The following is a 24,267-nucleotide window of genomic DNA, read 5'->3' as shown; positions in this document are numbered from 1 at the left end:
TAATTTGGTACATTACCCATAAAAAAGCCACCTTACGGTGGCTTGATTATAAAGGAAAAATTTGATTAATTGGTTAAATCATCAAAAAAACGTTTCACACCATCAAAGAAGCCTGCTTCTTTTGGTCTGTGGTGTTTTGCACCTTTACCTGTCATTTCTGTATCAAACTGACGTAGCAAGTCTTTTTGTGCATCGGTTAAATTAACCGGCGTTTCAATTGCGACTTTACAAATTAAATCACCTACTGCACCACCGCGTACCGATTTAACACCTTTACCACGCATTCTGAACATACGGCCAGATTGAGTTTCGGCTGGTATTTTTAATTTTACTTTACCATCTAATGTCGGTACTTCAATTTCGCCGCCTAAAGCTGCTTGCGTAAAGCCAATTGGCACTTCGCAATATAAATTGCTACCGTCACGTTCAAATATGGCATGGTCTTTTACATGTACTTGCACATATAAATCACCAGCAGGTGCACCGTGCATGCCCGCTTCACCTTCACCCGCTAAACGAATTCTATCGCCAGTATCTACACCAGCTGGAATCTTAACGGATAAAGTTTTAGTTTTTTGTACTCGACCTTGACCTGAACATTTATTACAAGGATCGCTAATAACCTGACCACGGCCATGACAAGTTGGACAAGTTTGCTGAACGGCAAAGAAACCTTGACGCATTTGAACTTGGCCTTGACCATGACATGTAGAACAAGTTGTTGGTTTAGAGCCTTTTTTAGCACCAGTACCATCACATGGCGTACAAGATGCCCAAGTTGGTACTTGAATTTCGACACTCTTGCCTTTTACAGCTTCTTCTAGCGAAAGTTCCATGTTGTAGCGTAAATCAGAGCCTTGTTGCGCTCTTGATTGACGACGACCACCGCCGCCTCCACCAAAAATGTCACCAAACACATCACCGAAAATATCAGAGAAATCTTGTGCACCGCCACCGTGTCCACCGCCCATTTGAGGATCAACACCAGCATGACCGTATTGGTCATAACGCGCGCGCATATTGTCGTCACTTAAAATTTCATAAGCGTCTTTAATTTCTTTAAACTTCTCTTCAGAATCTTTATCCCCTTTCGTTCTGTCAGGGTGATATTTCATCGCAAGACGTTTATAGGCTTTTTTAATTTCTCTTTCACCAGCGCCTTTTTCCAGCCCTAGTACTTCATAATAATCGCGTTTAGACATATTTAGCTCAGTTCAGGTTACTTCTAATATTAATTGGCATAAGTCACTTATAAATTTTGCTTTAAACTATTTTAAAAAAAGATTTATAAGTGATTTAAGATACACAAAACGGGCGCAAGCACCCGTTAGACAAGAATTTACATCAAGCCGAATTATTATTCGACTTGATGCTAAGTAAAGACTTATTTTTTATCGTCGTTTACTTCTTCAAATTCTGCGTCTACTACGTCGTCCGCAGGCTGTGCTTGAGGTTGTTCAGGTGCTGCACCTGCTTCGCCGCCAGCTTGCTGAGCTTTAGCTTGAGCAATTTCCATTAATTTAGCTGAAGCTTCGATAAGCGCTTGAGATTTAGCTTCCATCGCTTCTTTATCGCTACCTTTAATTGCAGCTTCTAATTCAGAGATAGCCGTTTCAATCGCTTCTTTATCGTTGGTTGCTAATTCATCACCAGCTTCTTCAATTTGTTTCTTAGTTGCATGTACTAAGCCATCAGCTTGGTTACGTGCTTGTACTAATTCTTCAAATTTAGCATCCGCATCTGAGTTAGCTTCAGCGTCGCGAACCATTTGTTCTACTTCTTCATCGCTTAAACCAGAAGACGCTTTAATTGTGATTTTTTGCTCTGTACCCGTATCTTTATCTTTTGCAGATACGTGTAAGATACCATCAGCATCGATATCAAAAGTAACTTCGATTTGTGGTACACCACGCTGTGCAGGACGAATACCTTCTAAGTTGAATTGACCTAGAGATTTATTCGCGCTTGCTTGCTTACGCTCACCTTGAATAACGTGAACTGTTACAGCTGATTGGTTATCGTCAGCAGTTGAGAAAGTTTGTGATTTCTTAGTTGGAATCGTTGTATTTTTCTCAATTAACGCTGTCATCACGCCACCCATAGTCTCAATACCTAGAGATAATGGTGTTACGTCTAATAATAATACGTCAGTTACGTCGCCTGATAATACGCCACCTTGAACCGCTGCACCAACTGCTACTGCTTCATCAGGGTTAACATCTTTACGAGGTTCTTTACCGAAGAATTCAGTTACTGTTTTTTGTACTAAAGGCATACGTGTTTGACCACCAACTAAGATAACGTCATTAACGTCACTTACTGATAAGTCTGCATCTTTAAGCGCTTGCTTAAGCGGCTCTAAAGTTGCTTTAACCATGTCTTCAACTAAAGACTCTAATTTAGAACGAGTTACTTTAATGTTTAAGTGTTTAGGACCTGTTGCGTCAGCTGTGATGTAAGGTAAGTTAACATCAGTTTGTGAAGCTGAAGATAATTCAATCTTAGCTTTTTCAGCAGCTTCTTTTAAACGTTGCATTGCTAACGGGTCATTTTTAAGGTCGAAACCTTGATCCGCTTTAAATTGGTCTACTAAGTAGTTGATTAAACGGTTATCGAAATCTTCACCACCTAAGTGAGTATCACCGTTAGTCGCTAATACTTCAAAAGTATGCTCGCCGTCTACTTCGTCAATTTCGATGATAGAGATATCGAATGTACCACCACCTAAATCGTAAACTGCAACTACGTTATCACCTTGTTTTTTGTCCATACCGTATGCTAAAGCAGCAGCCGTTGGCTCATTGATGATACGTTTTACGTCTAAACCAGCAATACGACCCGCATCTTTAGTTGCTTGACGTTGTGCATCGTTAAAGTATGCAGGTACTGTGATAACCGCACCAGTTACTTCTTCGCCTAAGAAATCTTCAGCAGTCTTTTTCATTTTCTTTAAAACTTCAGCAGAAATTTGTGGCGGTGCTAATTTGTCACCTTTAACTTCTACCCAAGCATCACCGTTTTCAGCACCAACAATGCTGAAAGGCATAATGTCTTTATCGCGTTGTACTTCTTTATCTGTAAAACGACGACCAATTAAACGCTTAACTGCGAATAAAGTATTTTTCGGATTCGTAACCGCTTGGCGTTTAGCTGGTTGACCAACTAAAATCTCACCATCGTCTGTGTATGCGATGATCGAAGGGGTTGTGCGATCGCCTTCTGCATTCTCGATTACTTTAGCTTTGTCGCCGTCTAAAACAGCAACACATGAATTGGTAGTACCTAAGTCAATACCGATGATTTTGCCCATCTGGAAAATCTCCGCAAAATAATTAAAACAAAAATAAGTTGTCTATTTAGTAGGGGCGCACTGGTTGTTTTTCAAGTGCTGTCCTCTAAAAAATATGCCTAAAAATCTAGAACGAGTTATTTAACTTTTTCAGCAACCCTAAATAATTACTCAGTTAAATTCTCTGTTGAACTCTATGTATGATGAAGTTCTGACTTTTCAATAGTGAAATTAAAAATAATTTAATTTATTTGCGATATTTCACCTACTTTGCCTGTCTATTACATTTAAACCTTACGAAAAAGCCATTTATGACCAAGCACGATAAATATTCAGTTGATGCGTTTTATCGCTTATTCTTGCTTTTGCTATCTGGGGATGCGGCCATCACATCATCCGCTTATTAGCATTACAACTTGCTGAAACCAGCCCTTTTCATGTATCTTGAGCGCATTATTTACTCTTATATACATCAATATGAAAATCATCTCATTTAATATTAACGGCCTACGTGCCCGACTTCATCAATTACAAGCCGTTATCGATAAACACCAACCGGATGTGATTGGATTGCAAGAAATTAAAGTCCATGATGAAGCCTTCCCAACTGAAGCCATTGAAGCTATGGGTTATCATGTCGAGTTTCACGGCCAAAAAGCACATTATGGTGTTGCCTTAGTTTCAAAACAAAAACCAAGTTTTGTCCAAAAAGGATTTAAAACAGACGAAGAAGACGCGCAGCGCAGAATGATAATTGCAACTTATGCGGATGAAAATGGGCAAGCTTATACTGTATTTAATGGCTATTTCCCACAAGGTGAGAATCGTAGCCACGAAACTAAATTTCCAGCTAAAGAAAAATTCTACCGAGATTTAAATACTGAGTTACAACAAAATTACTCGCCAGATCAAGCAATCGCAATTATAGGTGATGTTAATATTTCGCATACAGATCTAGATATAGGTATCGGCGAACATAATGCTAAACGCTGGTTAAAAACTGGAAAATGTTCGTTTTTACCAGAAGAGCGTGAATGGTTAAATACTTTATTAGCTTGGGGCTTTACCGATAGTTTCCGCCACTTACACCCAACCACAGACGATAAATATAGCTGGTTTGATTATCGTTCTAAAGGTTTCCCAGATAACCGTGGCCTGCGCATTGATTTAATTATGACGACTCAATCATTAACTGACAGAGCGATAGAAAGCGATGTCGACTATGAACTTCGTGGCATAGAAAAACCATCTGATCACGCTCCAATTTGGACGACATTTAAAGCTTAATTAACCATACTTAGGCGCTAACTGACATTTTCAATCCTAATAGTTTGAACTAAACTTTGATTATGTCAGTTAATTGAGCAGCGGATTATGTTTGAAAGCATTTTTTTCGTATTTTTAGCAGCCTGTGTCTACGCCTGTTTCGATAACTCAGAATTCAAGAAATTACTCGATTCAAAATCCAAACAGCATTTGTTTTTAGGCTTTAGTACTGGCTTAGCTATGCTTTGGTCAATCCAAACCAGTATTTACGCTGGGTTAAATGTCCATTTTTTATGGCTGACTGCCTGCACTTTATTTTTAGGTTTTAGATTAGCTATTTTTGCTGGCTTGTTTGCGTTAACTATCAGCTACTTTTTTGTCAGCCAAGCCTGGTATGAATTTGCACTTCATTTTGTCTCTGGGGTATTTGTACCTGTATCCGTTAGCTATCTGATTTTCAGCTACAGCTATCATCATTTGCCTCGACACTTTTTTACTTATATTTTTGTCGCGAGTTTTTTAGCTGGCGCCGCTTCTATTATCTGTAAAATGTTCAGCCTTGCTGTATTTTATTATTCTGGTGGACAATATGATTGGCAAACCTTAACGGACAATTACTTAATTTTATTGCTGTTATTGTCATTTCCAGAAGCCTTACTTAACGGTATGACAATGACAATAGGCGTCATTTATTTCCCGAATACAGTCCGTACCTTTAGCGATAAACAATATTTAGATTCTTAACAGAGTTAACTTATGTTTTGGTTAGGCCATTGGTTGGTTACTGGCTAGTTTTTGATTGGATGTTGCTCTGACTTAAGTTACATCTAGCTAATCATGATATTTAAGGGGGTTTAATAGCCCCTCTAACCCTTCAATTTTAAGCGCTAAAGCAATTTCGAGTAAGCGCCCTAACTCACCATTTGGCCAACCTTTATCTCTGAACCAGAGTAAGTATGCTTCTGGCAAGTCAATTAGTCTTCTACCCGCATATTTTCCAAAAGGCATTGGCATGTTGGCTAGTTTTATTAAATCTTGTTTCTCGAACATATTGGTATTTAACCTGAGTAAAAGCCTTAATTTAGATAAAAAAATACAGCGACAAGCGCTGTATTTTTAGCTTTGGATAGATATCAAACTACCTAAATTTTAATTCCGTCATTTTTTGATACAGGCTGGTTAAGATATTTTCTGCACCTTTAGAAGCAGCAAAAGGCAGTTTCTCCATCATAGATTTTGCAACCTGATACTTAACTTGAACAACGTCTGCTGAGTTAATTTTTTCAATTAAGTAATCATCACTAGTACTTAATTCATCAACTAAACCTAAGTCCTTAGCTTTAGTTGCTAACCAGTGTTCGCCTGTTGCAACCTGTCGAACATCCATATCTTTTCTAAAAGTTTCAATATGTTCAACAAAGTGCTGATGTATTTCTTCTAGCTCATGTTTAAATTTTTCACGACCTTTGTCTGTGTTTTCACCAAACATTGTCAAAGTACGTTTATATTCACCAGCCGTTACTTGTTCAAATTCAACATCATTTTTCTTAAGTAATTTATGAAAGTTAGGAATTTGTGCAATGACACCAATCGAACCAACAATCGCAAATGGCGCGGCAAGAATTTTATCTGCAACACAAGCCATCATATAACCACCACTAGCTGCAACTTTATCAATTGAAACAGTTAACGGGATATTTTTAGCTTTGAATCGAGCTAGTTGAGATGCAGCTAGGCCATAACCATGTACTACGCCACCACCACTTTCTAGTCTAACTAACACTTCATCTTCAGGCTTAGCGACAGACAAAACAGCTGTGATCTCTTCGCGCAACCCATCGACTTCGTTAGCATCAACGCTGCCTTTAAAATCTATAACATATACACGACTTTTAGTTTCAGGTTCGGTTTTATTTTTCTTTTCTTTTTTCTCTTGCTTAGCTTTTAGCTTAGCTGCTTTTTCTTTTTGCTTTAATTCGTCTTTAGAAAATAACTCAGACTCGATTGCATCTGTAATATCTTTATATTTCTCAGAAAGGTTCGTTATTTCCAACTCACCCTTTTTTTGCCCCTTGCTTTTCTTAGCACTCGCGGCAATTGCCACGATTAGGCCAAAGGCAATCACAAAAGTAATTGTTTTAGCAAAAAACAAACCGTATTCGTAAAGGAATTCCATCTTTAAACCCTATAGTAATTATGTCTGCACTCAATTTAACATAAACTAATAGCCAGAGTTAAACCATTATTTCAGTTCTTTTATATCGAGCTTATCTAAATATGGCATTAAATTAGAAAAACATGCTCATATTTTACCCTGAACTTTTTTTAACCACTCTTTAAAACCATTAAAATTCAGCAAGTTAAAAAACTAACCCAACTAAACCCACACCTTTATCCACAACATTAGTGGATAAAGGTTAAAGTTATCAAACAAATCGAATAAATTAAGCTTTAAACACATTGTAAAACGATTGTGTGTGCAAATAACCAACAAATTTATACAAGAGCGAATCAAGCAAGTGAAAAGTAAAAAGAACAAAGTATCAAGCTGCTAACTGTTGATAAAATTTAACCATGAATTGACGAAATATCAGCAATCAAATGGAGACTTTTTGTCCGTGGATTAATTTTTAATCAAAACTAAATAGACTTATAAATCAGCAAGATAACAACTAACCAAAGGGTACTCAACAGACTTATCTACAAGTTTTGTGGAATTATTAAAATTATAGTCTATGGCGATTAAGCCTGTGCACAATAATAGAGTTAACCACAAACAAAGCACAGGATAACCACAAACTTACTCACAATTGATATTTTTTTAGTCTAGTCATTTTCAAGTTTTATACACCTATACTGAGAATGTAATAAATCTAAAACAGCTAAATTAGCAACTAGTCCTGATTTTAAGACGAGTTGGACATTAAGGTTTAAATTGCTTTAACGCCTTGAAACCATATACTGTAGTTATCTAACCGAAAACAAAAGCAAAATGGATAAGATTAGCTATATTGAACCAAGTGAGCGGCCAGATTGGCTTAAAGGCTTTATTGTGTCAGCTCCATGTAACGGCGAAATTTTACCTTTATCACAGCACCCTAACCCTATCATCAGTAATGGTTTTATGGGTGCAGGTGTAACCTATATCCCAAATGACAATAAACTTTCAGCCCCCATTGATGGCAGCATTGTTGAAATCGGCCCGGGTTACAGCCACATCAAATTTAAAACGGACAATGGATTAATTTTAATTTTAGGCTTTATCTGGCAAGTTGAAACTTTAATGACTGAAAGTATCCAATGTGAAGTCAGATTAAAGCAGAAAGTGGTAAAAGGTCAGACATTATTTCGGTATAATCAAACATTATTTAATAAAGCTTTAGCTAACAAAATTGGCTATTGCACTGTGGTCAACTGTAAAGGTGTCTATATCCCCTTTTATCACAAGGTAAAAACTCTAGTTGACCCTATTTTCAGTATTAGGAGTCGATAAAATGCTTACAATCTATGGCATTAATAACTGTGATTCAGTTAAAAAGTCTAAAAAATGGTTAACTGAAGAAAAAATTGATTTTAATTATCACGACTTCAGAAAAGACGGCTTAAGCTCTGATAAAGTTGATTTCTGGTTAACTAAGTTAGATTGGCAAGTACTATTAAATAAACGTGGTACTAGCTACCGTAATTTAACTGACGAAGTCAAAAGCAGTTTAAGCGCTGATAATATTGCTGCACTACTATTAGAAAACCCAACTTTAATTAAAAGACCCGTTGTAGAGTTAAACGAGAAAGTGATTGTTGGTTTTTCTGCACAATCTATGACTGAATTTTTAGAAGGCTAATTCGAATGAGCACAGAACAACAAAACACCAGCCACAGCGAAGTAATTGAATTATTAAAAGATTTGATTAGCCGAGAGTCTGTTACACCAGAAGATGCCAATTGCCAAAAAATGATGGCGGAAAGGTTAAGCGCTGTTGGCTTCGATATTGAGTCAATGGTATTTGAAGATACAACCAATATGTGGGCAAGAAAAGGTAAAGAATACCCAGTATTTTGCTTTGCCGGTCACACTGATGTTGTACCTGCTGGCAACTTAAAAGATTGGCACACGCCACCATTTGAACCAACCATAATTGATGGCTATATGCATGGGCGTGGAACTGCCGATATGAAAGGCAGTCTTGCAGCTATGATGGTTGCAACCGAGAGGTTTGTGACTAAGTACCCTGATCATAAAGGTTCAATTGCATTTTTAATCACGAGTGATGAAGAAGGGCCATTTATTAATGGTACAACTCGAGTGATAGATACTTTAGAAGCAAGAAACGAAAAAATCACTTGGGCTTTAGTCGGCGAACCTTCGAGCACGCATAAAGTCGGAGATGTCATTAAAAATGGACGCCGTGGCTCGTTAAGTGGTGATTTAGTAATTAAAGGCATCCAAGGCCATGTCGCTTATCCACATTTAGCGAAAAACCCAATTCACCTAGCTTCGCCTGCTATAGCTGAATTAAGCCAAATTCAATGGGATAAAGGAAATGAATTTTTCCCGCCAACGAGTTTCCAAGTATCGAATATAAAATCTGGTACAGGGGCGACTAATGTGGTGCCGGGTGATATCGAAATTCAATTTAATTTTAGGTACTCTACTGAAGTAACCGCGGATGAATTAATTCAACGGGTTTTAGGCATATTAGATGCTCACGGTTTAGATTATGATATCGAGTGGACTTACAATGGTTTACCATTTTTAACCGACTCTGGCGACTTGGTAAAAGCTGCCGCTGATGCAGTTGAAGAAGTAACACGCTATCGTCCTGAATTATTAACCACAGGTGGTACGTCAGATGGACGTTTTATCGCGCCAACTGGTGCACAAGTAGTTGAATTAGGTCCGATTAATGCAACAATCCACAAGGTTAATGAATGCGTTAAAATTGAAGATGTTGAACTCTTAACTGATATATACGAAAAAATGCTAGAAAAGCTATTAGCTAAATAACCTGATTTTTGATCATGAACGCAAACGAACTCACAGGCTTAGCTGAAACCCATTTAACTGAGTTATTCACAAATCATCAAGTGAATACGCAAGTCTTAGATGCGGTTAAACAGCTTCAACAACAAGCTAAGCTTGCTGGGTTTGATTGCCGATTAGCCAGTAGTTTTCGCAGTTATGAGCGTCAAAAGACCATTTGGAACAAAAAGGCAACTGGCGAGCTCGTTTGCTATGACAGGCAAAATAAAGCGATCGATTTATCTAAGCTGTCAGATATAGAAAAAGTAAAAAGCATTTGTATTTACTCTGCAATTCCGGGTAGTAGTCGCCATCATTGGGGAACGGATTTTGATATTTACGATTTTAGTGCTTATAAAATTGGCGAATCGCCTCAACTCATTGAATCAGAATATATTCAAGATGGTAAAAATGCCAAATTAGCCAACTGGCTAATGCAAAATGCAGCTAAGTTGGGTATTTCATTTCCTTACCTTAAGCACTCAGACCAAGGCGTTGCAGATGAACCTTGGCACATCAGCTTTACGGCAGTTAGCACCAATGCTAGTCTTAACTTTAATAAAGAAATTTTGCAACAAGCTTTAGTCAGTCAGCCAATCGCCTTAGGCGAGACTGTATTAAATAATTTGGACGAGTTATATCAAGAATTTATCGAGCCTTACCAATGTCTAGCTTAACTATAATATTAATCATTGTAGCTGTACTTGCGCTTATCATAGCGCCTATATTAATGTTAAAAGATAATTTGGGGTTTAAAATCCCGAAAGATTTCGAAAACAAACAAGCCTACAAAGACGAAGATAGCGACGATTAAACTAGCAGATGTAGCACTTTGTATTATTTTTGTGCAGCAGGCTGTTTTACTCATTAACTAAGCAAAATGACTTCAGTTTAATTCGCTCAACTTTGCTTCAAACCTCAGCCTAATTGTTCATAATTAAAGCAATACCCGCGTCATTCCTGCTTATTCTGCCCTCCTTGTTAACTAAACCAAACTGTTAGTCGGACTATTTTCGAATAGTTAAGATAATTAAAGTTAAGCAGTGTTAAATATATAACCAAAGTTAATAACCTAATGTATTTTCAAATATAATAAACCTGAACTCGGAATAAGAAATTATCTAATTCTGTGACCTTATTTAGCTTTATGCGAGTCCACATCTAGTTCTTACTTAGGTATTCTTATGCAATTTTCCAAATCTATTACTGCAAGTATCTTATCTTTATTCGGTCTTTTCTTCATGTCTGTAAGTCATAGTGCTGAGTCAAAATTGAATGTATTAATGATAGCAGTTGACGATCTCAATACAGATATTACAAGTTGGGGCGGTACAGCCAAAACACCAAATATAGACAAGTTAGCACAGGAGAGCGTTCAATTTATGAATGCATATACTGTTGTACCTGCTTGTAACCCATCTAGAGTCGCTGTTATGACTGGACTAAGACCAGAGACAACTGGACAGTTTTCTAACCCAGGTAACTTTAGAGACTTGCCTGGAGGCAAAGATAGAGTCACCATGGGCCAATATTTCAAAAGCCAAGGCTATCAGTCTATCGCGGCAGGTAAAATTTTTCATAAACCCAGAGGCAATGGCAAAAACGTTCTAACTGGATCTGATCCTATCTCTTGGGATTACCAATTTAAAACAGCCACAGGCACACCCGGAGTAGACAAATTCAGAGATGAAAATGGCAAAGCCAAATGGTTAAAAGGTGATTATCAATACCAAGGAAAAAAACTCAGTGACTATATGAGCCGCTTTGGTATTTGGGGTGCGATAGAAGAAAATATTGAACAAACAGGCGATTGGAATACAGCAAATTATTGCCATGAATTTTTGCAACAAAAACATTCGAAGCCATTTTTCTTAGCTTGCGGTATCTTTCGTCCCCACTCTCCGCAATTAGCACCTAAAGCATTTTTTGAGATGTACCCTTATGCTGAGGTTGAGCTTCCGCTTGACCCTAAATCAGATATTAAAGATTTACCTAAAATATCTAAAACTAATTTTTCTTCTACTTTTGCGAAAAGAGTGCTTCAAGATAAAACCGAATGGAAAAAAGCAATGCAAGGCTATCTAGCGAGTGTCAGTTTTGCGGATGCGACAATTGGCCATATTTTAGATGGCTTCAATAAAAGCCAATATAAAGATAATACCGTTTTAGTGTTATGGAGTGATCATGGTTGGCAAATTGGCCAAAAGTATCGTTGGGAAAAATTTAGCTTATGGAAACAGGCAACTCATTTGCCATTAATTATTCAAGCGCCAAACATAAAGCCAGCAAAAGTAACTGCCGCTGTATCCTTATTAGATATTTTCCCTACCCTAGTAAACTTAACAAATTTAGAAAGCCAACTGCCATTAGAAGGGAATGATTTAACCCCTATTATGTTAAAACCGAATATGAATTGGCCTCATCCTGCAATTGTCACCTACGAAAAAGGTAACCACTCTGTGGTATATGGTGACTACAACTTTATCCATTATAAAGATGGCAGTATGGAGCTTTATAACCACAAGTTAGACCCGCTAGAGCAAAATAATATCGCTAAGCAAAAATCAAGCGCAGAGATTATTAAACAATACAAAAGCTGGTTGCCCCAATAGAGTTAACCTAACCCAATAAATTTAGTCATCGGCTTTTATTTGTTTTATTGGATTAAACTGGAAGAATTAGGAGTAGGAAAATCGAGAGGGAAGAAATGCTAAACTAAGTTAAGCACTTAGTTTAGCATTAAGGATCAAGTATTGAGGGGTGAGCTTATTCCCACTCAATTGTTGCAGGTGGCTTACCTGAAATATCGTAAACAACACGCGAAATGCCATCAATCTCGTTAATAATACGATTTGAAACATGACCTAGGAAGTCATACGGTAAGTGAGCCCAAATAGCCGTCATAAAATCAATCGTCTCTACTGCTCTCAATGAAACAACCCAATCATATTTACGCGCATCACCCATTACACCAACAGAGCGTACCGGTAAGAATACAGTAAAGGCTTGGCTTACTTTATGATAAAGATCTGCTTTATGCAGCTCTTCAATAAATATAGCGTCAGCACGACGCAATAAATCACAGTACTCTTTCTTAACTTCGCCTAAAACACGCACACCTAGACCCGGACCAGGGAATGGATGGCGGTATAACATATCGTATGGTAAGCCAAGCTCTAAACCGATTTTACGTACTTCATCTTTAAATAATTCACGTAATGGTTCTACTAAGCCCATTTCCATATCATCAGGAAGACCACCAACGTTATGGTGAGACTTGATGACATGTGCTTTACCCGTTTTTGAACCTGCAGATTCAATGACATCTGGGTAAATCGTACCTTGCGCTAACCATTTTGCTGTGGTTAGTTTTTTTGATTCTTCATCAAAAATTTCAACGAATACACGGCCAATTATCTTACGTTTTTTCTCAGGATCAGCTTCGCCAGCCATTTCGTTTAAGAATCTATCTTCCGCATTTACATGGATGATATTTAAACCGAAATGGTCACCAAACATTTCCATAACTTGCTCGCCTTCGTTCAAACGAAGTAAGCCGTTATCAACAAATACACAAGTTAATTTCTTGCCTATCGCTCTATGTAACAACATAGCGGTCACAGATGAATCAACACCACCTGACAAACCTAAGATAACTTCGTCATCACCCACTTGCTGTTTAATACGCGCAATTGCATCTTCAATAATAGAAGCTGATGTCCAAAGTTTTTCACAACCACAAATATCAAGCACAAAACGCTCCAACATACGTTGGCCTTGTTTTGTGTGAGTGACTTCTGGGTGGAATTGAACCCCATAAAATTGTTTTTCTTCATTTGCCATTGCTGCATGTGGGCAGCTAGGTGTTTGAGCAATAGTTTTAAATCCAGCTGGAATCTCAACGACTTTATCACCATGACTCATCCAAACGTCTAAAGTCGCATTACCATTTTCGATAACGTGATCTTCAATCGCAGCGAATAATTTGTTTTCAGCGATCACTTCAACTTGAGCATAACCAAATTCACGTTCGTTTGAACCTTGAACTTTACCACCTAACTGCTGAGACATAGTTTGCATGCCATAACAGATACCTAATACAGGCACGCCTGCATTAAATACATATTCAGGTGCGACTGGGCTATCTTCTAGCGTAGTACTTTCTGGACCACCAGATAAAATAATACCGGTTGGGTTAAATTCTTTAATTTGTTCTTCAGTTACATCCCAAGCCCAAAGTTCACAATAAACGCCGATTTCACGAACGCGGCGTGCAATTAATTGAGTATATTGTGAGCCAAAGTCTAAAATTAAAACTCGGCTGTCATGAATATTTGTTGTCATATGTTTTTCCAGTAAATAGAAACAAATCAGGCCAGCGATTGAGCCAGCCTGATAACAAAATCATTTTCGATTAGCTTAACCTAAACGGTAGTTAGGCGCTTCTTTGGTGATTTGAACATCATGCACGTGCGACTCGCCCATACCAGCTGATGTAATTTTAACAAATTGAGCTTTAGTGTTTAAAGCTTCAATTGTGCCACAGCCTGTTAGGCCCATAGCTGAGCGTAAACCACCCATTTGCTGATGGATAATCGCAGATAAAGGACCTTTATAAGCGATACGACCTTCAATACCTTCTGGTACTAATTTGTCAGCTTCGTTAGATTTTTGGAAATAACGGTCGCTTGAGCCTTCTTTTTGTGACATAGCACCTAAAGAACCCATACCACGATAAGATTTATAATAACGACCTTGGAATAATTCTACCTCACCTGGCGCTTCTTCAGTACCAGCGAACATAGAACCAACCATAACGCAGCTTGCGCCTGCAGCTAATGCTTTAGCAACATCACCTGAAAAACGAATACCGCCATCTGCTATCACTGGAATACCACGATCTTTTAACGCAGTTGCAGCATCTGCTACAGCTGTAATTTGTGGTACACCACAACCAGTTACGATTCGAGTTGTACAAATAGAGCCTGGACCAATACCAACTTTAACCGCATTAACACCAGCATCAGCCAATGCAATCGCACCTTCAGCAGTTGCAACATTACCAGCGATTAATTGAATTTCAGGGAAAGTTTCACGAACCCATTTTACTCTATCGATAACACCTTGGGAGTGCCCGTGAGAAGTATCAACTAAGATGACATCAGCACCGGCTTCAACTAAAGCTTTAACTCGCTCATCTGTACCAGCACCAACGCCAACAGCAGCACCAACACGTAAACGACCTAACTCGTCTTTACATGCATTTGGCTTATTTTCTGCTTTATAGTAATCCTTAACTGTGATCATACCTTCTAATTTGAAGCTATCATCCACTACTAATACTTTTTCGATTCTATGCTCATGCATTAAATCTAAAATAACAGATGGTTTTTCACCGACTTTAACTGTGACCAATTTAGTTTTTGCCGTCATCACGTCAGAAATAGGTAATGAAAGATTATTTTCAAAACGAATATCACGTGCCGTTGCGATACCAACTAAATTGTTATCTGTGTCGACAACTGGGAATCCAGAAAACTTAACTTGCTCAGATAATGCAACTACTTCAGCAATTGTCATATCAGGCGTTACTGTGATTGGATCAGATACGATTCCAGATTCGAATTTCTTAACTTGACGAACTTGAGCTGCTTGCTCTTCAATCGTCATGTTTTTATGAATGAATCCTAAACCACCTTCTTGCGCCAATGCAATTGCTAAACGTGCGTCTGTGACTGTGTCCATCGCAGCGGCTAACATTGGGATATTTAAAGTGATTTTTTCAGTTAACTGAGTTTTTAACTCAGCAGTATGAGGTAGGACAGTAGAATGTCCTGGGACTAAAAGGACGTCATCAAACGTCAAAGCTTCTTGAGCGATTCTTAGCATTGCAACTTCTCACCAAGTTAAACAGGGGTATAAATAGTTGCGGCAGAATTTTAACGACTTTGTTGTACTAGGTAAACTTAAATTTGTAAAAAAAAGCAATATAAGTGATTTTATTTGAATATATTTTCAAATAAAGCGTAAGATCAGTTCTAAATGACAAATAAATAACTTTTTCAATACTTATATATGACATCACCTCAAATATTTTCAGTTAGCGCGCTTAATAATAAAATTAAATATTTACTCGAATCTAACTTTGTTTCAATTTGGCTTGAAGCTGAAATTTCTAATTTAACCAAAGCGGTTTCAGGTCATTGGTATTTGTCATTAAAAGATGCTGATTCTCAAGTACGCTGTGCCATGTTTAAAGGCTCAAATCGAAAAGTGACATTTACGCCAAAAAACGGTGACCAAGTATTAGTCAGAGCAAATGTCAGTCTGTACCACCCTAGAGGTGAGTATCAGCTAATAATTGAAAGTATGCAGCCAGCTGGCTTAGGCCAACTTCAGCAAGCATTTGATAGATTAAAACTAAAACTATCGAACGAAGGCTTATTTGCAGCTGAAAATAAAAAGCCCCTACCCGATTTTATTGAACAAGTTGCCATAGTAACCTCAGCTAAAGGCGCTGCAGTGCACGATATGGTGAGCATAATGCAAAGGCTGAGTCCGAATATTCAAATCAACATCTATCCATGTAATGTCCAAGGAAATTTAGCTAAAGCGGAAATTGTTGAGCAAATAGTTGCTGCCAATGCCAATCAAGACAATGATTTAATCATAGTTGGCAGAGGTGGTGGTTCGCTAGAAGACTTATGGGCATTTAATGAAGAAATTGTCGCCCGTGCAATTGCCGCCAGCGATTTACCTGTCATCAGTGCTGTTGGTCACGAAACTGATACTACAATTGCAGATTTTGTTGCGGATCTCAGAGCCGCCACGCCTTCTGCAGCAGCAGAGATTATTAGTCAAAAAAATACCAAGATTTTACAAAAGCTAGAAAACCTAGAACAAAGTCTGTTAAGTGAATCAAGACACCTACTCGCAAGTAAACATCAGGCATTAAATTCACTAGAGCTTAGATTAAATAAACTAGACCCTAAATACAAAGTTGCCAATCAGCAGCAAAAACTAGATGAATACGAATGGCGTTTAAAAACCAGCATACTCAATAGGGTCGAAAAACATAAGCGAGATTTTGTGTTTTTTGAACACAAATTGAGCCAACATGATCCCGCGATAAAAATTGAAACATTAAGACAAAAATTATCCCGCCTAGATGAAAAGCTGACCGTAAATATCGAACAAGCACTAACCGCTAAGCAAAACGCTATGGCTCTTATCATTAGTAAATTAAATGCTTACAGTCCACTAGCAACTTTATCTAGAGGTTATTCGATTAGCCAAAAACCAACCGCTGAAATCATAAAATCTGTCAGCCAGATAGATCAGGATGAAATACTGATTACCAAATTAAATGACGGCGTTATCGAAAGTAAAGTTACAAAGGTTGTTCAACACAAGTAAAGCTAATATTTCTTAATCTTTTGTTTTGGCTTACAATGCTCGGCTAAAATCAAAGATAGTTTGGAAAGTAGTTTGGAAAGTACAAAATTCAGCCTAAAATTTTTTCACCCTAGATATATATTTACTTGGATAGGCATCGGCTTTTTATACATAATTTCTTGGTTACCTTACGCGTTTCAAATGCAGCTTGGTCGACTACTCGGTCGGTTATTATACAAGGTTGTTAAAAGCCGACGGAAAGTCGCTTTAAGAAACTTAGAAATTAGTTTCCCAGAATTATCAAATGCGGAAAGACAAAGCCTTTTAATCAAAAATTTCGAATCCACGGGCACGGCACTATTTGAATCTGCTATAGCTTGGTGGTGGCCGAAATGGCGAATTAATAAGATCAGTCATTATGAAGGTTTAGATAACTTAACGAATGCGCTTAAGCATGAAAAAGGCGTGTTATTAGTTGCTTACCACAACTTATGTTTAGAAGTTGCCGGTAGGATCATTGGGCAAAAACACCCATGTGTTGCTTTTTACCGCCCGCATAACAATGCTTTAATGGAATACTTCCAAGTAAAAGGACGAAGCAGAGATAATCGTTATTTAATCGGTGCGAGAGACGTAAAGGGTTTATTAAGCGCACTCGAAAATAATGAAGCTTGTTTTTATTTACCAGATCAGGACTATGGTAAAAGAAGAGCTGTTTTTGTCCCCTTTTTCGCTGAGCAGCAAGCCTGTACCACTACAGGTACCACTTTATTCGCAGGACAATCCGGCTGCCAAACTTTGCTAGTGCAAACTCAACGGCTAGATAATAACAAAGGCTACAAAATCACTTTTCATCCGGCACTTGAAAACTATCCGAGTGGTGATGATAAAGCCGATGCAGCAAGATTGAATAAGGACATGGAAACAGCAATAAGGTGTGCTCCAGAACAGTATATGTGGGTCCATAGACGGTTTAAAACTAGACCAAATAGAAAAGACCCTTCTTTATACGATTAATTCTTTCACTGATGTGTATTGGTCTTTTATGAGCCAATACACCTAGCTTTTTAACTGCTTAATCTCTTAACCCCAGCAGAATATTTTAGTTAATATTAACTAACTTCCTACCTTTACCAGTTTATTTAAAATGAAATACATCAATATCATGTTTAAGTTCGACCCCATTTAACGATAGTTTCTCGGTCGACTTCATTGTTTCATTGCCTTGTTGGTACATAACGTCCGATTCATTTTTAATCACATGAATTCGTTCATTAATTTCTTCTGCAACGTTAGTTTGTTGCTCTGAAGCGACTGCTATCTGAACGGCCATTTCAGTAATTTGGTCTAACTCAGACTTAATCGTTAAAAAGGCTTGAGTGCTCTTCTCAACAACTTGAACTGCACTCTGGCCATTCTTTTGCAGTGTCACCATTTTTGCCGATGCAGCGGCTGCTCCGCTTGTTAAAGTCTCAATTTGAGCTTGGATTTGCTCTGTTGAATCTTGAGTCCGCTTAGATAATTCTCTTACCTCATCAGCTACCACAGCAAATCCTCTCCCCGCTTCACCTGCTCTTGCAGCCTCTATCGCAGCATTAAGAGCTAATAAGTTAGTTTGCTCAGAAATCCCTTTAATAACCTGTAAAATATTACTGATTTGACTTGCTTCTTCATTTAAGTTTTCAACTATATGACAGGTATTTCCAAGCTCTTCAAACAGCTGATCCATAGTAATTTTAGATTGAGTTGCGTCTTTTTCACTTTCAACAGATAAATCATAAACACGCTTAACCGTATCTGAAGTGGATGATGACATTTTTGAAACTTCGATAATAGTTGAAGTCATTTGATTGATGGCCACTGAGATACTATCTGTCGCAATTTTTTGATTATCAATTAATTTCATCGAACTTTGCATCGCGCTAGAAACTTGAGTTGTCGTTTCATCCATAGAAAGTATTTTTTGCCTAACCGCTGATAAAGTTTGTTCAAAAGTCTCGATCAGGGAATTAAATACGCTACCAACATTACTTAGTTCATTATTACCAGGCAAATGACTACGCAGTGTCATATCTTTTGATTCTGCCAGTTGCTTTAAATCGCCCATCAATTGCTTTAAAGGTGAATTGATACTGGCAATGATTTTAGTTGATACAGCAACTAAAATAATCAGTAACACGATTATAAATATAATTGTATTTTGCACCGCATTATTAGCTTGCTCCATTAACTCATTTTTTACGGTTTCAATTTTATCTAGTACTCTTTCGGTGACACGAGTATAGGCAGCATTTATTTGTAAGCCTTGTTCTATCCAATCATCTTTACTTTCACCTATATCTGTACCAATCACCTTATTACTTTTTCGTCGAATTTGTTCAAATTTATTTTGTGCATCACGATAAAAAGCCTGACCCGCCAGTTCTTGTTTGAACACATCAACTAAATCATCTGGCGCGAAACTAATAAACTTTTGGGTATAGATATTTTCCACATAGGCTAGCTTCACAATTTCGCCAAAACTATTCCCAGACAAAACTTTTTGTAGTGCGGCATAATAAGAGCCAGTCGATAATAATGAAGTGTGCTTGGCATACATTAGATTATGGTAGGCATTTGCTAAATTAGATAAGTCCTTATTACCACTCGTTAGTAATACAACCTGGTGAACACTATCAATCAAGGTTTGGGTCAAGTTTCTTAGCGATAACAAAGTCCAAATTTTTGCTCCTGGGTTATTTGGATCCGGTTTATTCTTCAACCCTTGATCTGCCATATTCCGAACTAAGTTTAATTGCTGTTCCAGCTGCTTTATTTTATTTATGTATTCTAATAACACAGTAAAATCACTGAATTTTTCAGTCTCTGATACCATCGCCAAGAAGCTGGCTTTCGCCTTATCGACTGGTGATCGACTCGATAATAAAGCCTGTTTATATTGACTGTCACCCATGGGGTTAGATTTATCAATAGAATTTAAAAACAGCCGAGTATAAAGCCTTTCTTTTTCTAACCCAGAAATCAGAGGCGATATTTTATAAATATATTGTTGTAATACTTCTAGTTGTTCAACATTTCTAACTTCTCTATTAGCTTGCTCTAATTTATCTAAAGCAAAAAAGATTGTGGCCGCCAATGGAATCAGGACTAAAAGAATTATACGAGTTTTTATTTTGATTTGATGAATCAAATTCATACTGGCCTCATCATTTTTTTATTTTTGTAAACTTCAATACGATACAATTAAGTAGTTAACTATAATCATAATCGGTCAATTAGGAAACTTCGTTAGTAATTTCTAGGGTTTATTTTTAATTTTTCACCCAAATGAGCGATAACAGCTAGGATTTTTAATCTAGGTGCAAAACTTAAAAGCAAACAAAATAGTCAAATCAGTTAACCTTTTCTTGATATTAATAAAAGACAAGGTCAAGATGCGTTCATCATTAATTTCTGGATATATTAATTTATGTGGTTCTGGATCCGTCATTTAGCTGCGGCAGCATTTTTAATTTTTTTAGGTGTTTATGTCATATTTTATGAAGCGCCTAGTTATGACGTTAAAACCAAAAACTCGGACGCTACTTCAAGCAACTTTTCGACAACTACAAATGCAGCAGCAAAAGGATTAAGTGACTTTTATGCCGAGCTAAAAAGAAAGTTTGAGGAAGAATCCAATCCAGATGGCCAACAATTCGTCATTCATTTAAAAAGACCTAATTCCACGTTAACGAATGAATTAAAAAAAATTGGAACTACCACTCAACCCATGAGTAAAAACTGGGTAGGTGAACGTAAAAATCGTCGCTTTGTGGCGGGAGATACATTACGTAACCGTCTTGAGCACATTGCAGAGGAAGAGAATGTTAATTTGATTTGGTGGCTTGATAGAGATTTTGTTGTCAAATTAGCTTTTAGGGTAGATGAAACCGCTGTCGGTACCTTATATAAAATGGCAACGGCTATTGATAGTGATTTTGAACAAGACGTTCATGGCCTTTTTTGTCCAAGACAAAGAACTTTAGTTATCACGGATAAAATAGAGCATTTCGTCCGACAAAATTGTGTCCCAGCCCGTTCTGCTGATAGCAATATATGGCACATATTCAGATAGGATGACTAGCAAGCCAACAAATATAAAACGACTAGAATAGTTCGATTTCACCGATTTCTAAGCGGCTAGCACCAAATGAATCACCTGTCGCTTTAACCATAGTATCGTAACTAATTACCTTATTTTTGCCAGTTTCTTTACCGTGTCGCATAGCTTTCGTGGCACGCTCAATTAGTTCACTACTTAAAATACCAGGTACTGTCATAGTAAAACCTATGCTGACAGTAATTGACTCTATTCTTGGAAAATGCGTTTCTTCAACGCGAGTTCGCAGCCTTTCCAACACATCTTCCACCGTGCGTTTGCTGACATATCTAAGTAATACAGCAAACTCTTCGCCACTATAACGACAAATTAAATCACTTTCTCTAAATGATAATTCAAGTAGTTTCGAAAGTTTAATTAAAACTTCGTCACCTATAGTATGACCAAATCTGTTATTTACTAACTTAAAATCATCGATATCAATTAATGCAACACCATGTGAACTTGGTGCTTCCATATTATCCCTACGCTCTAATGCGGGCTTCAAATTGTTATCATCACCCAGAACAGAATCAGAGTAAAAACTGTTACCGCTAATCGCATCAATAAAAATATTTGGATTAAACAAACCAGTCAATGCATCTCTTTGATAAAAATATAAAACTTTGAGCTGATTTGACCATATGGTAACGAGTGTTTTTAATACCCCAACACGTGATACATCATTCGCCTCAACGCCGGTTTTAAACACAAATAAAGCTAGAGTATAACCATCGTTTAGAACACATATATATTGATACCCTTGCTCTTCGAAGCAATAAGGCATCAAACTACGTCCACTACTAAGTTCTTTTACGATTTTAATTTCGCTCTGTTCAGGCTTTGCAGAGCCATTAACATAAGCAATATCTAATTCATCGCAGCCATGCATATGATGATTCAAGTAAATTCGATAATCATACTGAGAGAGCATTTTCTGACAATAATTTAATCCAACAGCATTTAGACTTGCTACTGAAGTTTGCGATGTCATTTTCTCAAGAATTTGATGGATGTTTTCCCAGTTCATAGCAGCCTTAACAGATGAGTTTATCTAAACACTTTAAAAATAAATGATTCTTATAGAAGTATAAACTTAAAAACATATTTAACAAACGAGATTTCAAGCTGATTTACGCTTTAAAAGCCGTTAGAATAGGTATTCATATCCATCTTAGTTCAGCTATAAATGCCACATCGAATTAAAGACTTAATCGAAATTTTTGATAACTTGTTTTTCCCACAGCTTAAGACTCGTTTAATTAGCGGTGTTGACGAGCCGATATATTTACCCGCAGATGATAAAACGCCATATCATCAGGTCGTGTTTGCCAATGGTTTTTATGCCAGCGCATTACACGAAATTGCCCACTGGTGTATTGCTGGTGAAGCGCGAAGAAAACAAATTGATTATGGCTACTGGTACAATCCAGATGGCCGAGATGAATCACAACAAATTCAATTTGAACAAGTTGAAATTAAACCACAAGCAATAGAGTGGATACTTTCAACTGCGGCTAATTTTAATTTTAAAGTCAGTTGCGATAACCTAAATGGCGAATTTGAACCCGACAGGCATCAATTTAGAGCTAAGATCCACCAGCAAGTACAAATTTATTTAAGCCAAGGTTTACCTAAACGAGTCGAACAACTCGTAGAGGCTTTAAGTCAGTTTTATCAGACGCCAAATAAACTCTGTTTAGAACAGTTTAATTTAGACGAAAGTTAAGGCAGCAGACAAATATCATATGATGAACATATTTAAACTCGGCCTCATCATTAATCCAGTTGCAGGTATTGGCGGCTCTGTTGCACTTAAAGGCAGTGATGGTGAAGAAACACAGCGAAAAGCACTGGCTTTAGGCGCAACCAAACAAGCTAACCAAAGAGCAGAACAAGCGTTACAAACCCTCTCTGATATCACGGATAAATTTGAGATTATCACCGTAAGCGGTGAGATGGGCGAAATTTGCTGCCAGCAATTAAATTTATCACATCAAGTGGTTTATCAAGCTGAGCAGCCTACTACCGAAGATTCCACCATTGCTGCTGTTAAAGCAGTAGAGGCCAAAGGTGTTGATTTAATTTTATTTGCTGGCGGTGATGGCACCGCCAGAAACATAGCCTCTGTAGTTTCAGAGCACATACCCGTTTTAGGGATACCCGCTGGCTGTAAAATCCATTCTGGCGTGTATGCTATTACACCGACAGCTGCAGGCAGAGTGACAAGAAAAATGATTCTAGGTGAAATGTTATCTCTGGCAGAAGCGGACGTAATGGATATAGACGAGAGTTTATTTAGACAAGGCATAGTTCGCGCAAAGCGCTATTCTGAAATGTTAGTGCCACTGGATCTCAGATACGTCCAAGCGGTGAAAAACTCAGGAAAAGAGCAAGAAGAGCTTGTCATCGCCGATATATGCGCGCATTTAATTGATGAATTAGAAGATGACACCTTGTATTTAGTTGGCTCAGGCTCAACCACTAAAGCTTTTATGGATGAGCTTGGATTAGAATCAACTTTGTTAGGGGTTGATGCCCTACTCAACCATGAATTAATCGCCCAAGATTTAACCGAGCAGCAAATTTGGCAACTGCTGCAAGACCATCCACAAGTCAAACTCATCATTACCGCCATCGGCGGGCAAGGTCATGTGTTTGGTCGAGGCAACCAACAATTAAGTGGCCGAGTGATATCCCATATAGGAAAAGAAAATATACATTTAATCGCTACAAAAGCTAAAATTCATCAATTAGAGGGCCGCCCCTTACTAGTCGACACGCCAGATATTAATTTAAATAAGCGCTTGTCTGGCCCTATTCAAATTATCACAGGGTATAAAGATAGTATTATTTACCCTATCGCTTTCGAGGAGTAAGCATGCAACAAGCACAAGAATTTTTAGATGAGATTGAAAACAAGCTCGACGCGCTAGTCGCTAATGCAGATGAAGACACTTTATTCACAAGCGGTTATTTAAGGGGTCACATAATGCTGGCAGCTGGTTATTTAGAAAACGATAACAAGATGACCATAGACAACATAATTTCAGCAACAAATGATTCATTAGAAAAAGCAATTGCTGCTGGTGAGCTAAGTGATGAAGACCAAGTGTTAGTTAAATCACTGTGGGCATCTTTATTATAAATGTCCCCAAT

22 protein-coding genes are annotated in these 24,267 nt (G+C 37.7%); 14 read left to right on the top strand and 8 right to left on the bottom strand.

Annotation, left to right across the window (positions count from 1 at the left end; genetic code table 11):
- Positions 1–65: 65 nt before the first annotated feature.
- Positions 66–1,202 carry a molecular chaperone DnaJ gene (dnaJ, locus tag XM47_RS10355; protein WP_048692276.1) on the bottom strand — a complete coding sequence of 379 codons (1,137 nt, stop codon included), beginning with the start codon at positions 1,200–1,202 and terminating at the stop codon, positions 66–68.
- A 182-nt stretch (positions 1,203–1,384) separates the two neighbouring features.
- Positions 1,385–3,310: a molecular chaperone DnaK gene (gene dnaK / locus XM47_RS10350; protein ID WP_048692274.1), complete on the bottom strand. Its 1,926-nt coding sequence runs from the start codon at positions 3,308–3,310 to the stop codon at positions 1,385–1,387.
- A gap of 456 nt (positions 3,311–3,766) precedes the next feature.
- Between dnaK and xthA the strand changes: the two genes are divergently transcribed.
- Complete coding sequence (gene xthA, locus XM47_RS10345) at positions 3,767–4,576, top strand: exodeoxyribonuclease III (RefSeq protein ID WP_048692271.1); 810 nt, start codon at positions 3,767–3,769, stop codon at positions 4,574–4,576.
- A gap of 87 nt (positions 4,577–4,663) precedes the next feature.
- Complete coding sequence (locus XM47_RS10340) at positions 4,664–5,299, top strand: energy-coupling factor ABC transporter permease (RefSeq protein ID WP_048692269.1); 636 nt, start codon at positions 4,664–4,666, stop codon at positions 5,297–5,299.
- A gap of 87 nt (positions 5,300–5,386) precedes the next feature.
- On the opposite strand, the gene XM47_RS10335 is transcribed toward XM47_RS10340, so the two are convergent.
- Positions 5,387–5,605 (bottom strand): DUF3820 family protein, encoded by a 219-nt coding sequence (locus XM47_RS10335; protein ID WP_048692266.1) that lies wholly within the window; start codon positions 5,603–5,605, stop codon positions 5,387–5,389.
- An 88-nt stretch (positions 5,606–5,693) separates the two neighbouring features.
- The gene (sohB, locus tag XM47_RS10330) at positions 5,694–6,731 is read right to left on the bottom strand and encodes a protease SohB (protein WP_048692265.1); all 1,038 of its coding nucleotides are present in this window, start codon (positions 6,729–6,731) and stop codon (positions 5,694–5,696) included.
- Between the two features lie 816 nt (positions 6,732–7,547).
- On the opposite strand from sohB, the gene XM47_RS10325 reads away from it, so the two are divergent.
- The 6 genes from XM47_RS10325 (at position 7,548) to XM47_RS10305 (ending at position 12,187) form a co-directional block, all read left to right on the top strand.
- The gene (locus tag XM47_RS10325; RefSeq protein WP_048692263.1) at positions 7,548–8,048 is read left to right on the top strand and encodes a PTS glucose transporter subunit IIA; all 501 of its coding nucleotides are present in this window, start codon (positions 7,548–7,550) and stop codon (positions 8,046–8,048) included.
- Position 8,049: 1 nt separating this feature from the next.
- A complete protein-coding gene (locus XM47_RS10320; RefSeq protein WP_048692261.1) occupies positions 8,050–8,397 on the top strand; it encodes an arsenate reductase in 348 nt (115 codons plus the stop codon).
- A 5-nt stretch (positions 8,398–8,402) separates the two neighbouring features.
- Positions 8,403–9,560: a succinyl-diaminopimelate desuccinylase gene (gene dapE, locus XM47_RS10315; protein WP_048692259.1), complete on the top strand. Its 1,158-nt coding sequence runs from the start codon at positions 8,403–8,405 to the stop codon at positions 9,558–9,560.
- Between the two features lie 14 nt (positions 9,561–9,574).
- Positions 9,575–10,252 (top strand): M15 family metallopeptidase, encoded by a 678-nt coding sequence (locus tag XM47_RS10310; RefSeq protein ID WP_048692257.1) that lies wholly within the window; start codon positions 9,575–9,577, stop codon positions 10,250–10,252.
- A complete protein-coding gene (locus tag XM47_RS18850) occupies positions 10,240–10,389 on the top strand; it encodes a DUF2897 family protein (protein ID WP_078061885.1) in 150 nt (49 codons plus the stop codon). The genes XM47_RS10310 and XM47_RS18850 overlap by 13 nt, the downstream gene beginning before the upstream one ends.
- 370 nt (positions 10,390–10,759) lie before the next feature.
- Positions 10,760–12,187, top strand: coding sequence for a sulfatase (locus XM47_RS10305; RefSeq protein WP_048692255.1), 1,428 nt, complete (start codon positions 10,760–10,762; stop codon positions 12,185–12,187).
- A 154-nt stretch (positions 12,188–12,341) separates the two neighbouring features.
- On the opposite strand, the gene guaA is transcribed toward XM47_RS10305, so the two are convergent.
- On the bottom strand, positions 12,342–13,919 hold the full coding sequence (guaA, locus tag XM47_RS10300; protein ID WP_048692254.1) for a glutamine-hydrolyzing GMP synthase: 1,578 nt from the start codon (positions 13,917–13,919) through the stop codon (positions 12,342–12,344).
- Between the two features lie 75 nt (positions 13,920–13,994).
- Positions 13,995–15,464, bottom strand: coding sequence for an IMP dehydrogenase (guaB, locus tag XM47_RS10295; protein WP_048692253.1), 1,470 nt, complete (start codon positions 15,462–15,464; stop codon positions 13,995–13,997).
- Between the two features lie 186 nt (positions 15,465–15,650).
- Between guaB and xseA the strand changes: the two genes are divergently transcribed.
- Together xseA and lpxL are read left to right on the top strand one after the other, a co-directional pair.
- Positions 15,651–16,991: an exodeoxyribonuclease VII large subunit gene (gene xseA / locus XM47_RS10290; protein ID WP_048692251.1), complete on the top strand. Its 1,341-nt coding sequence runs from the start codon at positions 15,651–15,653 to the stop codon at positions 16,989–16,991.
- Positions 16,992–17,063: 72 nt separating this feature from the next.
- On the top strand, positions 17,064–17,987 hold the full coding sequence (lpxL, locus tag XM47_RS10285; RefSeq protein ID WP_048692250.1) for an LpxL/LpxP family Kdo(2)-lipid IV(A) lauroyl/palmitoleoyl acyltransferase: 924 nt from the start codon (positions 17,064–17,066) through the stop codon (positions 17,985–17,987).
- 121 nt (positions 17,988–18,108) lie between these two features.
- Here lpxL and XM47_RS10280 read toward each other — a convergent pair whose 3' ends face one another.
- A complete protein-coding gene (locus XM47_RS10280; RefSeq protein WP_048692248.1) occupies positions 18,109–20,166 on the bottom strand; it encodes a methyl-accepting chemotaxis protein in 2,058 nt (685 codons plus the stop codon).
- A 273-nt stretch (positions 20,167–20,439) separates the two neighbouring features.
- On the opposite strand from XM47_RS10280, the gene XM47_RS10275 reads away from it, so the two are divergent.
- Entirely contained in the window at positions 20,440–21,084 is a 645-nt protein-coding gene (locus XM47_RS10275) for a TcpQ domain-containing protein (protein ID WP_048692246.1), read from the top strand.
- 31 nt (positions 21,085–21,115) lie between these two features.
- On the opposite strand, the gene XM47_RS10270 is transcribed toward XM47_RS10275, so the two are convergent.
- Positions 21,116–22,138, bottom strand: coding sequence for a GGDEF domain-containing protein (locus XM47_RS10270; RefSeq protein ID WP_048692244.1), 1,023 nt, complete (start codon positions 22,136–22,138; stop codon positions 21,116–21,118).
- Between the two features lie 159 nt (positions 22,139–22,297).
- On the opposite strand from XM47_RS10270, the gene XM47_RS10265 reads away from it, so the two are divergent.
- Genes XM47_RS10265 through XM47_RS10255 form a run of 3 tightly spaced genes read left to right on the top strand, consistent with a single transcriptional unit; the run spans position 22,298 to position 24,256 of the window.
- The gene (locus XM47_RS10265; RefSeq protein ID WP_048692243.1) at positions 22,298–22,837 is read left to right on the top strand and encodes an elongation factor P hydroxylase; all 540 of its coding nucleotides are present in this window, start codon (positions 22,298–22,300) and stop codon (positions 22,835–22,837) included.
- A gap of 19 nt (positions 22,838–22,856) precedes the next feature.
- Complete coding sequence (locus XM47_RS10260) at positions 22,857–23,987, top strand: ATP-NAD kinase family protein (protein ID WP_048692241.1); 1,131 nt, start codon at positions 22,857–22,859, stop codon at positions 23,985–23,987.
- A 2-nt stretch (positions 23,988–23,989) separates the two neighbouring features.
- Positions 23,990–24,256, top strand: a complete 267-nt coding sequence (locus XM47_RS10255) for a YfcL family protein (protein ID WP_048692240.1) — start codon at positions 23,990–23,992, stop codon at positions 24,254–24,256.
- Positions 24,257–24,267: the final 11 nt, after the last annotated feature.

Origin of the sequence: Catenovulum maritimum (assembly GCF_001050375.1) — a bacterium.
GTDB lineage: Bacteria > Pseudomonadota > Gammaproteobacteria > Enterobacterales > Alteromonadaceae > Catenovulum > Catenovulum maritimum.
The sequence above is the reverse complement of the archived record's forward strand: the minus strand, read 5'-3'. Positions and strand labels throughout refer to the sequence as shown.

What these genes read in the sequence shown, in the direction of transcription:
- dnaJ (WP_048692276.1), bottom strand. Translation starts at nt 1,202, where the DNA reads ATGTCTAAACGCGATTATTATGAAGTACTAGGGCTGGAAAAAGGCGCT.
- dnaK (WP_048692274.1), bottom strand. Translation starts at nt 3,310, where the DNA reads ATGGGCAAAATCATCGGTATTGACTTAGGTACTACCAATTCATGTGTT.
- xthA (WP_048692271.1), top strand. Translation starts at nt 3,767, where the DNA reads ATGAAAATCATCTCATTTAATATTAACGGCCTACGTGCCCGACTTCAT.
- XM47_RS10340 (WP_048692269.1), top strand. Translation starts at nt 4,664, where the DNA reads ATGTTTGAAAGCATTTTTTTCGTATTTTTAGCAGCCTGTGTCTACGCC.
- XM47_RS10335 (WP_048692266.1), bottom strand. Translation starts at nt 5,605, where the DNA reads ATGTTCGAGAAACAAGATTTAATAAAACTAGCCAACATGCCAATGCCT.
- sohB (WP_048692265.1), bottom strand. Translation starts at nt 6,731, where the DNA reads ATGGAATTCCTTTACGAATACGGTTTGTTTTTTGCTAAAACAATTACT.
- XM47_RS10325 (WP_048692263.1), top strand. Translation starts at nt 7,548, where the DNA reads ATGGATAAGATTAGCTATATTGAACCAAGTGAGCGGCCAGATTGGCTT.
- XM47_RS10320 (WP_048692261.1), top strand. Translation starts at nt 8,050, where the DNA reads ATGCTTACAATCTATGGCATTAATAACTGTGATTCAGTTAAAAAGTCT.
- dapE (WP_048692259.1), top strand. Translation starts at nt 8,403, where the DNA reads ATGAGCACAGAACAACAAAACACCAGCCACAGCGAAGTAATTGAATTA.
- XM47_RS10310 (WP_048692257.1), top strand. Translation starts at nt 9,575, where the DNA reads ATGAACGCAAACGAACTCACAGGCTTAGCTGAAACCCATTTAACTGAG.
- XM47_RS18850 (WP_078061885.1), top strand. Translation starts at nt 10,240, where the DNA reads ATGTCTAGCTTAACTATAATATTAATCATTGTAGCTGTACTTGCGCTT.
- XM47_RS10305 (WP_048692255.1), top strand. Translation starts at nt 10,760, where the DNA reads ATGCAATTTTCCAAATCTATTACTGCAAGTATCTTATCTTTATTCGGT.
- guaA (WP_048692254.1), bottom strand. Translation starts at nt 13,919, where the DNA reads ATGACAACAAATATTCATGACAGCCGAGTTTTAATTTTAGACTTTGGC.
- guaB (WP_048692253.1), bottom strand. Translation starts at nt 15,464, where the DNA reads ATGCTAAGAATCGCTCAAGAAGCTTTGACGTTTGATGACGTCCTTTTA.
- xseA (WP_048692251.1), top strand. Translation starts at nt 15,651, where the DNA reads ATGACATCACCTCAAATATTTTCAGTTAGCGCGCTTAATAATAAAATT.
- XM47_RS10280 (WP_048692248.1), bottom strand. Translation starts at nt 20,166, where the DNA reads ATGAATTTGATTCATCAAATCAAAATAAAAACTCGTATAATTCTTTTA.
- XM47_RS10275 (WP_048692246.1), top strand. Translation starts at nt 20,440, where the DNA reads ATGTGGTTCTGGATCCGTCATTTAGCTGCGGCAGCATTTTTAATTTTT.
- XM47_RS10270 (WP_048692244.1), bottom strand. Translation starts at nt 22,138, where the DNA reads ATGAACTGGGAAAACATCCATCAAATTCTTGAGAAAATGACATCGCAA.
- XM47_RS10265 (WP_048692243.1), top strand. Translation starts at nt 22,298, where the DNA reads ATGCCACATCGAATTAAAGACTTAATCGAAATTTTTGATAACTTGTTT.
- XM47_RS10260 (WP_048692241.1), top strand. Translation starts at nt 22,857, where the DNA reads ATGATGAACATATTTAAACTCGGCCTCATCATTAATCCAGTTGCAGGT.
- XM47_RS10255 (WP_048692240.1), top strand. Translation starts at nt 23,990, where the DNA reads ATGCAACAAGCACAAGAATTTTTAGATGAGATTGAAAACAAGCTCGAC.